Below are 14,364 nucleotides of genomic sequence, written 5' to 3' on the forward strand. Positions count from 1 at the left end.
TGTATTAAATTTATGGTGAGTACTAAAAAATTAATAAATATTTTATTCATGTGAGGTTAACATAACGTCCTATTATCGGTAGCAATACTAAAGAAAGACCCCTTATTTTTATAGGGTTCTTTCTTATTTTCTAGTAAAATTGATATGCATGATTTTATACATGGTTGATATAGTAGGGATCCGGAGGATCCTTGCTATTCTTTTTTTTGCATGAAATTTTGTATAAATAAAAAAAGATTTTGATGTTATTATCGAGAAGTAATACATATCGGTGTTAAAATCGGTTGTTATATCAGTTGTAAGTACATTCTGATTTTGATTGGAATGTTGATTTAATAGCGTTTTTAAGGTAAAAAACATATTCCGTTTTTGGAGGACGAATGAAAATTGGAACTAAAATAGGAAATGCATACACCGAAAATTGTTGCGGAATTCTTAGGGATCACACCCGATTTGTTAAAGGTATGGTCAAATGAATTTAATATACAAACGGAACGAAGTCAGGGAGGGCATCGCAGATACTCGAAGGAAAATATAGAAGAATTAAAAGCAATAAAGGAAAAAATATAGGTGCAAAAATGGTCCTACGATCAAGTTCGGGCATGGCGAAACGGAGAACTTGATTCGTTTGTTTCAAAAGAAGAAAAATCAGAATTAGAAAAGAAATTGAATGAGGTATTAGAAAATCAGAAGTTACAAAATCAATTTAATCAAGCACTCATTCAAAAATTACAAGAAATTACGAATGAATTGGTTACGACAAAAGAGCATTTAGCAAATATAGAGAAAAAGTTAATTGAAGTAGAAGGTAAAAACAGTGAATTAGAAGTTTTTATAGAGAAGAAGCTAGAGAAGCGAGATCAGTTATTGCTTGAAAATATTAGAGATATGCAGATGCAAAATCAGAAACAAAAACGGAAAGGTTTTTTCGGTTTGTTTAAAAAGTAAATTCGGCTGGTATTTTATGTAGGATTTTAATGTTAGGAAATAAAGAATAGAAATATAGTAGCAAGGGAATGCAGTTTAGATCAGCCTACAAGTATCCTCTTGTTATGATTATGATGTTCTTTTTTAAACAATTTTTGATAAATTTTAAGTTAGTTAGATTAACTTGGTGAACTACCCGCCACTTAACATCCTAACGGACTGTTTGAAGTGGGGGCTTCTCGGTTAGTCGTTACTTTTGGTAGCTAACGAATTCGTCCTAAGACAGCCGAGCTAACTCCCTTGTTCCAAGGGTTATTTTATTGCTATCTATGCTAACGCTAATAGGCGTATTGCTTCATTTTTGATATTGATAGCTGCGTTATAATCTCTATCGAGATTTACACCACATATACAAGAATATACTCGCTCAGACAATGACATATTTTTCACATTTCCACAACTGCTACATGTTTTTGTGGAAGGAAACCATTTGTCTATTTTCACAAGTTGTTTGCCTTGTTCGTGTAGTTTATAAGCAAAAAAAGAAGTGAACATACCCCAACTATTGTCAGCGACACTTTTTCCAAAATGAAGTACTTGCGACATTTCTCTCATATTTTTAGATCTTCAATAGCTACAACATCAAAATGAGTAGCTAACTCTTTAGACTTATGATGAAGGAAGTTCTTACGTTGGTTCGCTACTTTTTCATGTAACTTAGCTACACGGATACGTTGTTTATTCCAACGCCCTGAACCTTTTGTGCGTCTTGATAATACTCGTTGTGCCTTTGCTAATCGGTCTAACATTTCACGATAGAATTTAGGATAATTGGCTCTCGTACCCTCAGAACTAACGTATAATCGATCCATCGCAAAGTCTAATCCAACAATTGTTTCTACTTCTTTTTGTACAATCTCTTTTTCGTATTCAGTCAAGATAGACACATAGTATTTACCAGTAGGTGTCATAGAAATCGTACATGACTTGATTACATGGTCTTGTGGTATTTCTCTATGCTGCTTGATACGTACCATTTTCAGTTTTGGCAATTTGATATGACCGTTAAGCAATATAATATTTCCGTTCACTACATTCGTTGTATAAGACTTTCTGTCTTTTTTGCTTTTGAATGTTGGGAAGTCATTTTGACCACGAAAGAAATTCTTATAGGCAGTTTGCAAGGTTAGTTGAGCATTTGCCAATGCTAATGAATCAACTTCTTTTAACCACTCAAATTCTGCTTTGTATTTTGCAGAAGTGGGAAGCTTTTGTTTCTTTAGTTGATCCTTATCATCTTTATGTTTTTCATACGCTTCTCTCCGTTCAGCTAACATTCTATTATACACGAAACGTACACAACCGAAGGTTTTACGCATAAGATGTGCTTGTTCTTCTGTTGGATACAAACGGAATTTATACGCTTTATTATGCTTTGTCATATCATTTCACCTCACTTTTCACTTTGATTTTCAATATATGTTTTTACTACGTCTATTGGCGAACCACCAGTAGTTAGCAAGCAAAAACTTCTTGACCAAAACATCTCTTTCCAAAGTTTCTTTTTCACTTGTGGAAAATCTCTTTTAATAAGTCGAGAACTTGCACTTTTATAAGCATTGATGAATTTTGTCATTTCTGTATTAGGGTGTGCCTTGAACAAAATATGAACATGATCTACATCATGATTCCATTCAACTAATGTGATGTTATAGTTTTCAGATAGTCGAACAAACATATCTTTTGCATAGTCTGACATATCATCATCAAACACGTTTCTTCTGTATTTCACGACCAACACAAGGTGATAATACAACAAGAATACTGAATGGTTATTACTATCTAATTTCATTTATATACCAGCCTTTATCATTTATAAGACTGATTATATTAGAGGCAAAATAAAAAGGAAAACCTTTTGGCTACGCCAAACCGAAATTCATCTCCCACCTACCGTTGGGCTACGCCCTTCACACGCTTGAGGAAGGAGAAATATTTCGAAAAATTAGTTAAAATTAAACATGGAACAGCTTCTTCCTTATTTTTCTAAGTAAGAAAAAAGAAAAAAAGTTATTTTTTACTAGTTTTTATATAAAAATTATAATATACTATTTTTGTACTTATAAAATATTATTTGGGGGTTTTTTTATGAAAAAACATTTAAAGAAGATTTTAGTTGGAGGTTTTTGTTTAGCTACAGCTTTTAGTGTTGTACAAAGTAGTGCATCAGCCGCTACTCCTAATACCCGCGATGATGGATATAGATTTGATTTTGAATGGAATAAGCTTTATGCGATGACTGAATGGCGTTGGAAAAATGATGCTTCTTCATCGTATATGAAATGTGATGAAATTTATGCAAAAGGTGGTAGTGCAAGATTTTATAATGCATGGGTAACAGATATTGAAGGTCAAAATGTATCTAAATACCATACATATAAATTCTATCAGGGATCTGTTCATAAAATGGCTAACTACGCATATGAAAATAATGTGAAAAAAGTCAAGATTAAAGGTGAACGTGGAATTGGTGTATCAAGTGTTAGTGCATATGGTGTTTGGAGTCCAGATAGTATTTAAATAACAAAAAAATCAAGCTATAAAATAGCTTGATTTTTTTTAGGGGGTTTGTAAATTTGATTAGTCTATTTAAAATGGAATTTAAGCGTGCATTTATAAGTAAGCATTTTTTAATTGTTGTAGTTTTAGGTTTATTACTTTCTATGTCTCACTTATTTAGATTCATATTACCTGTATATCCTGTGTCTGAAAAAGATGTAGATGCATTGAATACTTTAACTCAGTGGATTGGATTTAAGACTTTTTCATTTGAAACTCAAATGTTATTTTTTTTAATGCCAATTTTGGTGGCTATTCCATATGCTGATACATATTTATTAGAAAAGAAAAATGGATATTTGAAGAATGTATTGCTGAAGGTTGAGAAAATACAATATTTAGTAGTTAAATTTATAACTGTATTTGTTATAGCTGGTTTAGTAATTAGTATACCTTTAATCATAAATTTATTGGGAACTATGTTATTTTTACCTAGTGTTATACCTCCAGCTCCTGAAACACAACAAACGCCACTTTTTTTAACTAATATGTGGCAAGAGTTATATTATACACATCCATTCCTTTATATTTCATCATATATAGGATTAGACTTTTTATATGCAGGTTTATTTGGAGTTATTGCATTAGCTGTATCTGTATTTATAAAGAATAGATTTTTAGTTTTAATAACTCCATTTATATTGTATTTATTATTGTTTTTGTTTTCAGAGTTAACAGGAAAAGAAGGGTTTGTTCCATTTTTGTTTTTAATACCTGCACCGATGTTGGCAGAAACACATGCATCACTTATTTTTGGAGGATTTATAATTTTATTTTTATTGAGCGTAATTACCTTTTTTATAGGAGCAAATAAAAGTGAAACATATTAAAAATTATATAATAAATAAAATTTTTAAATTAAATGAAGATATAAAGAGAAATTTAGTCCGAACAGTTTTAATTATATTACCGATTATCTGTATTGGTTATTATAGAACATATTCATTAATGAATGAGGCTGTTTTTAAAGGGTATAATGCTAGTATTTTGGATGGAGTTTCTATGATATTAGGTGATTATATAACAGCTTTTTTTATTGTACCTTTATTTTTATTTTATCTTACTGGGATTTTATCTATAAATCAAAATTATATTTATATTTTAAAACATAAAAGTAGGAATCTAATTTGGAATATACAAGTAAAAAAAATTATTTTACATTCATTTTTATTTACTTCTGTATTAGTTGGGATTGAATTAATAATTAGTTATTCTTTTTTTGGTAGTTATAATTATTGGCAAACAAATGAGGGGATCTTGTATAAGTTAGCTATAAATAATTCATTAGATGATATATGGATAGATAACTTATCTATTTATAGTAATTTAAATGTAATATTGATCTTGATACTTTTTTATTCTGTAACTTTGATATTAATTGGGATTTTTTATTCAGTTATTAATATATTGATTGCTGATAAGTATTTGGTTTCATATATTATAGTTTTGATTTTAATTGGTGCGGATGTTTATTTAGATAGTTTTTCACTTTTCTTTAATAGAGGCATTATTTCGTTAGAAGATTGGTTTTATATGAAGAAAATGTTTTGGGACTTTATTTGTTTAATAGGTATGTGTACGTTGATGTATTTTATGGGTCAATATTTTAATAATAAGAGAGATTTTCTTTCAGGAGATATTGAGTAATGAATGTTAATAAACTTTTAATGCTTATAAAGAGAGATTTATATGAGGGTAATCAACAAAATAGATATAAATATTTATTTTTTATGGTGTTTTTATTTTTATTGGTGTATATAAAAATAAATGTTGGGGATTTTTCCGTTAAAGGTAATAAATATATTATGTTTGATTTGTTATTTGAAGTATTTAAGGGTTTTACTGTAGAAGAAAAAGATGTCTTTCCAATTGTTTGGATGTTGATGAATTTATTTTTAGCTATTTTTATTAGTACTTATTGTTATGAGGATTTACATAAAAATGGAGTTTTTATACTTATTAGAGTAAAAAAGATATCCTATTGGTGGTTAAGTAAACAAATTTGGATAGTACAAACTGTGATTTTATATTATCTTTTTACAATTTTGTCAGTGTTTATAGTATGTTTCTGTTTTTATTTGTTTACTTCAGGTGTATCATTTGAAATTAGTTTGGCAGGTTTTTTTGTAAAGACATATTACATGGATTTCAATTTAATGAAAATGTTTCTTATATTAATATTATCTTCTATAACTATTTCAATGATTCAGGTTTCTTTATCTTTATTATTCACACCAATGTATGGATTTTTGATAGTGTTAATTGTTCTATTTATTTCTGTTTTTTATTCATCGCCTTGGTTTTTGGGAGATCATTTAAGTATACTCAAATATAATAATTTTTCAGATGGAATGTTAACAATTCAGTTTTCTATATTATATAACTTAATTGTGATTTTATTTGTTTCTGTTTTTACTAATTTTTATTTGAAAAGTAAGGATATATTTTCATATTCTAAGGGTTCTTAAAGAAAGGAAATGAAGACATGGATAATGAAGTTTACTTACGTTTAATAAATGTTTCTAAATCAATTAAGAAAAATAAAGTTTTAGATTCAATTAGTTTAGATTTGCAGAGAGGAAAAGTATATGGTTTTCAAGGAATTAATGGTTCCGGTAAAACAATGTTATTTAGAGCGATTTGTGGGTTAATAAAGATAAATGAAGGTCAAATTGTAATAAATAATCAATTATTAGGAGAAGAAATTTCATTTCCTCCTAGCATAGGTGCTTTAATAGAATATCCAGCGTTTCTAGATCAATATACTGGTTTTAAAAATTTAAAGATATTAGCTAGTATTAATAATAAAATTTCAGATGATCAAATTAAAAAGAGTTTGATGGCTACTGGATTGGATCCAGATGATAAGCGTAAATTTAAGAAATATTCTTTAGGAATGAAACAAAGGTTAGGTATATCGCAAGTTATAATGGAGGATCCAGATTTACTTATTTTTGATGAACCAACAAATGCATTAGATGAGGATGGAATTAAATTAGTAAGAAATTTAATTTTAGAATTAAAACAAAGAAATAAAATTATATTGATAGCAAGCCATCATAGTGAAGAACTATCTATACTTTGTGATGAGATTTTTAAGATGCAAGAAGGAAAAGTTGTCTTGTCGAAAGTTAGAGGGGATCTTGTATGAATAGAGTACTAAATAATAAATGGATAGTTTTTACTGTTTTTTTAGTTGCTTTTGTATTATTTGCTCTAAGATTAATATATGTAAATAAGCCTTATTTTAATAAAACGCAAATTAAAGTATATGATATGAATCAATCTGTGAATCTAAAGGATTTACAAGTTAAAATTAAAGATGTAAGCGTTACAGGTACTATAGATGGATATGAGGGTAAAAAAACAGATGATGATGTTTTTTTAATAATAGATGTTAATTTTAAAAATAATTCTATTGAAGATGCATCTCTATATAAAGATGAATTCATGTTACAGTATAAAAATTTAGTTTTTCCGGTAGACATTATAGCTTTTAAAATTATTAATAAGGATTCTTCTTTTTTAACTCAAAAAATATTAAATAGTAAACAAGAAATACAAGGGAAATTAGTATATTTAGTTCCTAAAAAGTATTTAGATGAATTAGTTTTACATTTACCAAATAAGTTATATGATTTAGATAATATTCATGTTAAGAAAAAAATAAAACTTGAGTTAGATAAAAATAATAATTAGAGTTTATAAAAACACACAAAACCATCCATAAAATAGATGGTTTTGTGTGTTTTTATTAAATTTTGAAGTTATCGAGTATGTTATCTTTTTCTTCTTTGTTAATTCCAATGTATGTTAATGTGATTTTTGGTGTACTGTGATTTAAGATTTCTTGCAACATGGCCACCTCTTTTGTTTGTTTATAGAACCAATAGCCGAAGGTTTTGCGCATGGTATGAGTTCCGATAGATTCTACACCTGCAAAATCTCCGGCTTTTTGCAATTGTCGATATGTTTGGATTTTACTGATGGGTTGATCTCCTTTTCGGGAAGGGTATAACCAGGTACTTTCTAGGGTTTGAGCATATGAATAAATATTATCAAAAATAGAAGTAAGATTAATCATGTGTTCTTTCTTTGTTTTTCCTTCTTTGATCTTAAATTCTTTTCTCTTTTTTCGTTTTAATTTTATTATGGTTTGGGTTTCGAGTTGGAGTAGATCACTCACGCGTAGTCCGGTATGAATTCCAACAAGAGAGAGAATATAGTCTCTTTCGGAACAGTGACGTTTAAGAGCCCATTTCATATCTTCGATCTGTTCTTTGCTACGGATGGGGTGGACATCAATGAGATGTAGTTTTTTATTTTGCATCAATAATATTAATAAATTTTAACGTCATATTATTGTAAAATGCATCCGTACAAATTATAGATTTATTCAGCGGATCAATATCAACGACGGTCATATAGTTAGTAAGTAAAAAACCACCTTCGTAAAATGTAATCATTATTTCTTCTTCAGAAAGCAACGAACATAATAGCATGTTCTCAATAAGTTCTTGTTCATCCTGGGTTAATGTAGGTCGTTCCACCTTCGCCTTTTCTTTAATAATTTCACGGATACCAGCGAATTGCTCCGGCATCGCAGCGAACGGTGTCCATTTTACCATTCCTCTTCCTTTTGGCATATTAGCGTTGTTCATGCTTTATGTCCCCCTAACAGTGTGTTTCTGTATCTTGCTGTGGCATTATTTGTATAAGAAATTCCTCTTAATATGCTATTCTTTCCAAACTTTTTACGTATTTCGTCCATTACCTTTGTTAGTTTTATTTCTTTTTCTCGCTGTATGATATTATCAAAAAGAGAGATTTGTTCTTCTCCTTCAAGAATGAGATTTGTTAGGGAAATAGTAATACTTCTAATGGGTTCTCCAGTATATTGTTGATGTAGAAAATATATACAAACTTGATAAATGTCCATAGTTAAATTGGTTGGACGGCTTAAAGTATGCGTTTTTCTGAAACCACCTGAATAACTTTTACTATAGCCAACCGAAAAATGAACGGTTTGAGCAAGTTTGTTTTGTTGTCTCAATCGATAGCAAACCTCTTCGGTATGTTCCAGTAGGATAATTGGAAATTCCTCTATTGTATAATCACGCATTAAAATTTGGCTTTTTCCCACAGAAGTTGTAACTGGGATATATTTTTCTGAAATACGACTAAGGTCAATTCCATTGCTATGTAAGTGTAAATCTTCTCCAATCACGCCGAAGCTTTGTTTTAAATATTTAAGAGGGTAATTAGCTAGATCTCCAATTGAATGTATTCCTTTTCGATTTAACTTTATTTCAGTTTTATTTGAAATCCCCCAAAACTTACTAAGTGGCCGTATGCTCCATAATTTTGTAGGTACATCTTCGTATTTCCAATACGCAATTCCGTCTTTATTTTTCTTTGCTTCAATATCTAAAGCTACCTTACTCATCAATAGGTTAGGAGCAATCCCAATCGTGCATTCAATTCTTGTATGTTCATATACTTCACGTTTAAACTGTAAGGCAAATTCATATGGATCTCGGGCAAATAGATGCATGCTATCAGTAATATCCATGAAAAATTCATCAATGCTGTATTGATGAAAGTCCTCAATAGGAACATACTGTAGAGCTAACTTTGTTATGTAATTGGAGCACTTAATATAAGTTCCCATTATTGGATTCACAATAAGAATGTCTTTTTGACGAGGGATTTCATATAGTCTTGCCATTTTCTTTATCCCCATTGCTTTTAATGGTGGAGTTGCGGCTAAGACAATGGAGCCATTCCTATTCACATCACCGACTACAGCTAATTTTGTACGAAGTGGATCGAAGCCCAATTTAATACAACTAACTGAAGCGTAAAAACTTCGAAGGTCAACACATAAGATGATTCTATTCGGCAAAATTGAATAGTCATACACCATAATTCCTCCTAACTTTAAGAACGTTTGTTCTTATTATACACGAACTTACGTTCTTTTATAAGGTAGTTTTTGAAAAAATATTTAATTATATAAAGTAGAGATACGTAGTATGAAAGAGAGTAGGAAATGGTTAGTATTATTGAAATTTCTAGGATATAAACAGTGTTTTTAATAGTAGGTAGTACAGGGTGACAATGATGAGAGGAAATTGATTTTAAGATTTTCCAAGTATTTGAAAGGTAATTATTGACTGTAATTTGTGCTACATGCTAACATATAAATAATTTAATTAAGGCGATGATAGAGATGTGGATACAATTGGTGGTTGGATTCTAATGCAGAATTATGATATCCAGGAAGAACCAACATTATTTAGTGAAGGATATGCATTTAAAATCCTTTCTAAAGATTCTCATCAAATTAAATGTGTTGAAATACAACAAGACATATAGAAAGCAGCAACTGTATAGTTGCTGCTTTTTATAGGGGGAGCAAAAAATGAAAGCAAAGAGACTTGTAACATTAGCCTTACCTGTTATGTTATTAACAGGTTGTACTACAGAAACATATGGACTTACACAAGCAGAGTTCAAACAGGTAGATAAAGAATTTAAAGCAGATAAGATGATAGAAGATATGAAGCGATTGCACTATAGTGATGAAGAGATTGAGAAACAGTTAAGAGGTGCATTAGCAACCATTAAGTCTGAAAAAGAAGAGAAGAAAGATAAGTCTGATAAGAAGTCAGAAGTTAAAACTGAGTCATATAGTAGAGAAGGTAAAACAGAAACAAATAAGTCAGGCTATGATAACGACGTAGAAGGATATCCAACAGACAAACTAGATAAGTCAGACAGGGAAATGGTAAAGCTGTCGGAAAAGGAATATCCGTATCGTTTGTTTAAATTACTGGTAGACTTTCAGTATGATTTAAAGGGGATAGAAAAAGAGTCTGAGTTGATGGTTGCAGAAGACGAATTAATTACATATCCCACACGAGACTACATAAATAGGGCTAGAACTGTATTAGATGAATTTGAAAAGATTAATCCACCTAAAAAGTACAAAGAATATCAAGAAACTATTATACCAGAGGTTATAGGTAAGAGTAGAAAAGGTTTAGATAGAGTAGAAGAAGCAGTTAGAAAATACGAAGAAAAGAGACATAACGGTACGAGATTGAAAGAAGAACTAGAAAAAGGTATGAATGATATAACGGGTGCACAGAGTCTATATGAACCCATGTTTAGAGAGTTTGACCATGATTATCCTGATGCAAGAAAGAAAGCACTTGATAAGTTAAGAAATGAAGTTGTAGATTCTGCATCAAGGCCTTCTATTGAAGATGATACAGACCCGAAAGGAGGAATTGTTGAACTGTCTACAAGTGGCAAAGAGTTAGTAGGGGAGTGGAACAGTTACAAATTTGAAAAGTATCATGTAGGATTTGATTTCAAGGAAGATGGATCTTATACCATGTACGATAGTGAAGACAAAGAAAGACGTAAGAAAAACTATCTAAAAGGTAAATGGAGATTCAATGCAAGTGAGAACAGAATTATCCTCTCTACTGACAAGATAGTAGAAGACGGTAAGAGTAAATCCGAAGATAATTTACCGCCAAATGCAACTTTCATGGTGACGTCTTTCACAAATGACTCGTTTGCTTTGAAGGATGAAAGAGGTAGCCTGATAAAAGCGAAGAAACGTAAGTAATATGGTATAAGCTATTCTATATTGGGGGCTTTGTACAGAAGTACGATAGAATAGATTTAATTGTATATTGAAGGGGGGGAGGTTACGGCCATCCTTTTCCCATTTTACGAAGGAAGGTTTTGTAGCCAATGGGATCTATTTCTTCAAATAGTATTAGAGATAATTAAGACGATTGTACGAGAATTCGTGGTTTTCATAGTTAAGAAGATCAATTCTAAATCTAAAAAGTAGTATTTAGTTGTAACCAATCACCTTGTGGTAACAACTATTTGAAGAGATGTTGACGCAGCTCTTCTTTTGTTATACATGTGTAGAAACAATAGAATACTTTTAAAAAAATGATAACAAGTTCGTTTAATAATATTTATTTTATCATTTTAGCCAAGAAGACTTCTTCCTCAAGGAGCGTGAAGGGGCACAGCCCAGTGAGAGTAGGTGGGAGATGAATTGGTTTCGGGAAAGGGGGGGGGCAATAAGCTATCTTAATTGTTCAATTTGCCAAAAGTTTCAAAGTAAAAGTAGCTAGAATTCATGAATATATGGAAAGTGCTACAAAACATTACTTGGGCAAAGCCGCAACTGAAATCATCAAAAAACACGATGTTATTGGTATAGAGGATTTGCATGTATCAATTTAAAAAATGAAGTGATAAGGTTTCTAACCAAAAGGACCCCTCACTTTCACTTTGTTTAGAAGTGAAAGTGAGGGGAGTTCAAAAATATAATCTACTATTTTTCTTAATGCACCATCTATAGACCTACTTCTCTAAATGCAGAACGCACTGTTTGCGTTGTACCAAAAGGAACATCTCCATTTTTCGTAAGTATTTGAGCGATTCTTACCAATACTTTTACAGCATCTTTAAAGTTGGCAGTTGGCCATAGATTCTGTAATGCCTGGTACCATAGCTTTGCTGCCTTATCAGTACCAATGTCCATAGAAACCAAATAGAAAACTCTATTAAAGATACCACTATTAATATGAACCCCATTATTATCAGAACATCCGTCATAATAGTTTTTCATATGATCCGGTTGTGGATCGGTGCCCATTAATGGGTTATCAAATGCTGTTCCTGGTGCTTTCATAGATCGTAAAGCCTCACCAAATAAACTAGGGCCCATAATATCATTTCCTATTAACCAATCTGCGTCGTGAGCTGTTTGACCGTTTGAATGTTGTTTAATAGCGGTACCAAAAACATCAGAGAAATGTTCATTTAAAGCACCAGATTGACAAGAATATTCTAGATTTGCAGTGTATTGTGTTACTCCATGTGCTAATTCATGACCAATTACATCTTTAGAATTAGCAAAATTAATAAAGATGTTACCATCCCCATCCCCAAAAGTCATTTCATCCCCATCCCAAAAGGCGTTTAGAAAGTTAGTACCATAGTGTACATTTAAAATTAAATCTAAGCCCCGATTATCAATGGAATCTCGATTTAAAACGTTTTTAAAATAATCGCGTACAATACCAGAGTACTCATATACTTTATTAACTATGTCATCTTGAGTATCAGGTTCTCCTTCAGAGCGAACTAATTTTATTCGTTGTACCCATTGATTTTGGCAATCATATATTTCACGTCTAGATCCGCCAGTTGATTGTAATGATATAGTTGTATTATCAGTAAAACCTGCTTCTAATTCTGTTACATGAATCGTTTTTTGTTTTCTTTTTGTACGACTGTCTTTACTCTCTTTAATGCTCATTTGTGATCCGTCTACGCCAGCTCTTGCCATATGGGCTAGGATAGATGGGGGAATAAAACTACATTTAACTCCCTTGTGATTTTGACACATAAAAAACACTCCTTTTTATTTAAGATTCAGCCCCCAGTATCTCCTGAAAATAACCGAATATACCTGTTTGAATAATCAGTTATATGTTTCTCAAAAAAATAGAATAGGATAAAAATTAATACAGTGATGGAAAGTATAAGTGTTTGCTATTAGACAATCTAAATTAAAAATTAGTTTTGTTAAGTTACATATGAATATAAAAATTAAAAGAGGGTGAGTATATATGTTGATATGCTCAATCAACATATATTGGAGGAAAGAATAATGCGTGAAAAAAAGATATTTATTATTCGTCATGGTGAAGCGAAAGATAATGATTTCGATTGTCCATTAACATCAGAGGGAAGAAAACAAGTGGAAAATATGGTAGCATCTCTTCTACAAACAGAAGAGATAAAAGAATGCAAAATAATTTCTAGTGAATATCAAAGGGCTATGGAAACAGCTGAAATTTTTGCTAAACATTTGGATTTGGATTTTTGTAAAGATCCGAGATTAAATGAAATTAATATCGGAAGTATTAAAGAAAATTTGAAGGAAGAATTAAAAAAACGCTTTGAATGTATAAATTCAAAATTTGAAGGCGGAGAATCAATTCATCAAGTTATGGAACGAACACATCAAGTGATAAGGGAGATAATAAATGAAAATAATAAAAATAATTATATTTTAGTAACACACAGAATTCCCGCTTTACTCTTATTACATTATTTTGATAAGCAATTTGGCTTTGATAAAGCATGGAGCTTAACTTCACCAGATGCGTATTTAATAAAAATAAGTGAAGAGAGATTCAAAGTTGAACATATAAAAATATGAATATACAAATTTAATTTATAGGTTTCTATATAGATGTAAACCATTTTAGTAATAGTTAACTTCTTTTTGTAATAAAGCGATTATATTTATCGGCATTACGTAATTATTTGAAAATCTTTCAGGAGGTATATAAATGAATTATCCTTTTGAAAATTTAGTTTTTGAGAGAGGGGGAATCGAAGGTATTGGATATATAGGAGCTTTAGAATATTTAGAAACTGTAAAAATATATTATCAAGCATTGAAAGGTTTGGAGATATGTCTGCAGGAGCAATTACAGCTACTCATTTCAGGATTTAAAAGAGAAATTAATAACATCTGGCAAACAGGTAGGGAAAGAATTCTTCCAAACGTATGATGATCCAAACAATAAAAGTATAAAATAAAGTTAGTATGGAAGCTTGAAAAATTTCATTTTGAAGTGGTGTTATTTAATTTTATAACACAAGCCTAGCTTTTGAAGTATCAACTAAATCGGATCCAGCTTTGCGATATCCGAAATCCTGTTTAGCGGGATTTTTTGTTCCGGCTACTCTTTCATTGCATCT

General features: G+C 30.7%; 13 protein-coding genes and 5 pseudogenes. 12 read left to right on the forward strand and 6 right to left on the reverse strand.

Annotated features, from left to right (window positions below; all coding sequences use genetic code 11):
* Positions 1 to 405 precede the first annotated feature (405 nt).
* Positions 406 to 948 (forward strand): annotated as a pseudogene (locus ACTFRM_RS20225) (MerR family transcriptional regulator).
* A 306-nt stretch (positions 949 to 1,254) separates the two neighbouring features.
* Here ACTFRM_RS20225 and ACTFRM_RS20230 read toward each other — a convergent pair.
* A pseudogene (locus ACTFRM_RS20230) lies at positions 1,255 to 2,369 on the reverse strand (RNA-guided endonuclease TnpB family protein).
* An 11-nt stretch (positions 2,370 to 2,380) separates the two neighbouring features.
* Positions 2,381 to 2,779, reverse strand: a complete 399-nt coding sequence (gene tnpA / locus ACTFRM_RS20235; RefSeq protein ID WP_000762752.1) for an IS200/IS605-like element ISBth16 family transposase — start codon at positions 2,777 to 2,779, stop codon at positions 2,381 to 2,383.
* A gap of 296 nt (positions 2,780 to 3,075) precedes the next feature.
* On the opposite strand from tnpA, the gene ACTFRM_RS20240 reads away from it, so the two are divergent.
* Genes ACTFRM_RS20240 through ACTFRM_RS20265 form a run of 6 tightly spaced genes read left to right on the forward strand, consistent with a single transcriptional unit; the run spans position 3,076 to position 7,245 of the window.
* Complete coding sequence (locus ACTFRM_RS20240; RefSeq protein ID WP_000716380.1) at positions 3,076 to 3,507, forward strand: hypothetical protein; 432 nt, start codon at positions 3,076 to 3,078, stop codon at positions 3,505 to 3,507.
* Between the two features lie 56 nt (positions 3,508 to 3,563).
* Positions 3,564 to 4,376 (forward strand): hypothetical protein, encoded by an 813-nt coding sequence (locus ACTFRM_RS20245; protein ID WP_000624348.1) that lies wholly within the window; start codon positions 3,564 to 3,566, stop codon positions 4,374 to 4,376.
* Positions 4,363 to 5,193 (forward strand): hypothetical protein, encoded by an 831-nt coding sequence (locus tag ACTFRM_RS20250; RefSeq protein ID WP_000680541.1) that lies wholly within the window; start codon positions 4,363 to 4,365, stop codon positions 5,191 to 5,193. The genes ACTFRM_RS20245 and ACTFRM_RS20250 overlap by 14 nt, the downstream gene beginning before the upstream one ends.
* Positions 5,193 to 6,014 (forward strand): hypothetical protein, encoded by an 822-nt coding sequence (locus ACTFRM_RS20255; protein WP_001102159.1) that lies wholly within the window; start codon positions 5,193 to 5,195, stop codon positions 6,012 to 6,014. Before ACTFRM_RS20250 ends, ACTFRM_RS20255 begins: the two co-directional genes overlap by 1 nt.
* A 17-nt stretch (positions 6,015 to 6,031) precedes the next feature.
* The gene (locus ACTFRM_RS20260) at positions 6,032 to 6,697 is read left to right on the forward strand and encodes an ATP-binding cassette domain-containing protein (protein WP_000368363.1); all 666 of its coding nucleotides are present in this window, start codon (positions 6,032 to 6,034) and stop codon (positions 6,695 to 6,697) included.
* Positions 6,694 to 7,245, forward strand: a complete 552-nt coding sequence (locus tag ACTFRM_RS20265) for a DUF4352 domain-containing protein (RefSeq protein WP_001082700.1) — start codon at positions 6,694 to 6,696, stop codon at positions 7,243 to 7,245. Before ACTFRM_RS20260 ends, ACTFRM_RS20265 begins: the two co-directional genes overlap by 4 nt.
* A gap of 55 nt (positions 7,246 to 7,300) precedes the next feature.
* On the opposite strand, the gene ACTFRM_RS20270 is transcribed toward ACTFRM_RS20265, so the two are convergent.
* The 3 genes from ACTFRM_RS20270 to ACTFRM_RS20280 are packed head-to-tail and all read right to left on the reverse strand — an operon-like array spanning position 7,301 to position 9,472.
* On the reverse strand, positions 7,301 to 7,876 hold the full coding sequence (locus tag ACTFRM_RS20270) for a tyrosine-type recombinase/integrase (RefSeq protein ID WP_001180046.1): 576 nt from the start codon (positions 7,874 to 7,876) through the stop codon (positions 7,301 to 7,303).
* Positions 7,866 to 8,207, reverse strand: coding sequence for a YolD-like family protein (locus tag ACTFRM_RS20275; protein ID WP_001057802.1), 342 nt, complete (start codon positions 8,205 to 8,207; stop codon positions 7,866 to 7,868). The genes ACTFRM_RS20270 and ACTFRM_RS20275 overlap by 11 nt, the downstream gene beginning before the upstream one ends.
* Positions 8,204 to 9,472 (reverse strand): Y-family DNA polymerase, encoded by a 1,269-nt coding sequence (locus ACTFRM_RS20280; RefSeq protein ID WP_002183066.1) that lies wholly within the window; start codon positions 9,470 to 9,472, stop codon positions 8,204 to 8,206. The genes ACTFRM_RS20275 and ACTFRM_RS20280 overlap by 4 nt, the downstream gene beginning before the upstream one ends.
* A 296-nt stretch (positions 9,473 to 9,768) precedes the next feature.
* Here ACTFRM_RS20280 and ACTFRM_RS20285 point away from each other — a divergent pair.
* The 3 genes and pseudogenes from ACTFRM_RS20285 to ACTFRM_RS20295 form a co-directional block, all read left to right on the forward strand.
* A pseudogene (locus tag ACTFRM_RS20285) lies at positions 9,769 to 9,924 on the forward strand (transporter associated domain-containing protein); the annotation flags it as partial.
* Between the two features lie 46 nt (positions 9,925 to 9,970).
* Positions 9,971 to 11,188, forward strand: a complete 1,218-nt coding sequence (locus ACTFRM_RS20290; protein WP_098396192.1) for a DUF3994 domain-containing protein — start codon at positions 9,971 to 9,973, stop codon at positions 11,186 to 11,188.
* A gap of 509 nt (positions 11,189 to 11,697) precedes the next feature.
* A pseudogene (locus tag ACTFRM_RS20295) lies at positions 11,698 to 11,820 on the forward strand (RNA-guided endonuclease TnpB family protein); the annotation flags it as partial.
* Positions 11,821 to 11,938: 118 nt separating this feature from the next.
* On the opposite strand, the gene ACTFRM_RS20300 reads toward ACTFRM_RS20295, so the two are convergent.
* Entirely contained in the window at positions 11,939 to 12,997 is a 1,059-nt protein-coding gene (locus tag ACTFRM_RS20300; RefSeq protein ID WP_000336575.1) for a M4 family metallopeptidase, read from the reverse strand.
* Between the two features lie 264 nt (positions 12,998 to 13,261).
* On the opposite strand from ACTFRM_RS20300, the gene ACTFRM_RS20305 reads away from it, so the two are divergent.
* Positions 13,262 to 13,816 carry a histidine phosphatase family protein gene (locus ACTFRM_RS20305; protein ID WP_001208317.1) on the forward strand — a complete coding sequence of 185 codons (555 nt, stop codon included), beginning with the start codon at positions 13,262 to 13,264 and terminating at the stop codon, positions 13,814 to 13,816.
* Between the two features lie 133 nt (positions 13,817 to 13,949).
* Positions 13,950 to 14,098, forward strand: a pseudogene (locus tag ACTFRM_RS20310) (patatin-like phospholipase family protein); the annotation flags it as partial.
* Positions 14,099 to 14,364 lie beyond the last annotated feature (266 nt).

This window comes from Bacillus cereus group sp. MYBK227-1, from assembly GCF_051916325.1.
GTDB classification, from domain to species: domain Bacteria; phylum Bacillota; class Bacilli; order Bacillales; family Bacillaceae_G; genus Bacillus_A; species Bacillus_A cereus.

What these genes read in the sequence shown, in the direction of transcription:
- tnpA (WP_000762752.1), bottom strand. Translation starts at nt 2,779, where the DNA reads ATGAAATTAGATAGTAATAACCATTCAGTATTCTTGTTGTATTATCAC.
- ACTFRM_RS20240 (WP_000716380.1), top strand. Translation starts at nt 3,076, where the DNA reads ATGAAAAAACATTTAAAGAAGATTTTAGTTGGAGGTTTTTGTTTAGCT.
- ACTFRM_RS20255 (WP_001102159.1), top strand. Translation starts at nt 5,193, where the DNA reads ATGAATGTTAATAAACTTTTAATGCTTATAAAGAGAGATTTATATGAG.
- ACTFRM_RS20260 (WP_000368363.1), top strand. Translation starts at nt 6,032, where the DNA reads ATGGATAATGAAGTTTACTTACGTTTAATAAATGTTTCTAAATCAATT.
- ACTFRM_RS20265 (WP_001082700.1), top strand. Translation starts at nt 6,694, where the DNA reads ATGAATAGAGTACTAAATAATAAATGGATAGTTTTTACTGTTTTTTTA.
- ACTFRM_RS20270 (WP_001180046.1), bottom strand. Translation starts at nt 7,876, where the DNA reads ATGCAAAATAAAAAACTACATCTCATTGATGTCCACCCCATCCGTAGC.
- ACTFRM_RS20275 (WP_001057802.1), bottom strand. Translation starts at nt 8,207, where the DNA reads ATGAACAACGCTAATATGCCAAAAGGAAGAGGAATGGTAAAATGGACA.
- ACTFRM_RS20280 (WP_002183066.1), bottom strand. Translation starts at nt 9,472, where the DNA reads ATGGTGTATGACTATTCAATTTTGCCGAATAGAATCATCTTATGTGTT.
- ACTFRM_RS20290 (WP_098396192.1), top strand. Translation starts at nt 9,971, where the DNA reads ATGAAAGCAAAGAGACTTGTAACATTAGCCTTACCTGTTATGTTATTA.
- ACTFRM_RS20300 (WP_000336575.1), bottom strand. Translation starts at nt 12,997, where the DNA reads ATGTGTCAAAATCACAAGGGAGTTAAATGTAGTTTTATTCCCCCATCT.
- ACTFRM_RS20305 (WP_001208317.1), top strand. Translation starts at nt 13,262, where the DNA reads ATGCGTGAAAAAAAGATATTTATTATTCGTCATGGTGAAGCGAAAGAT.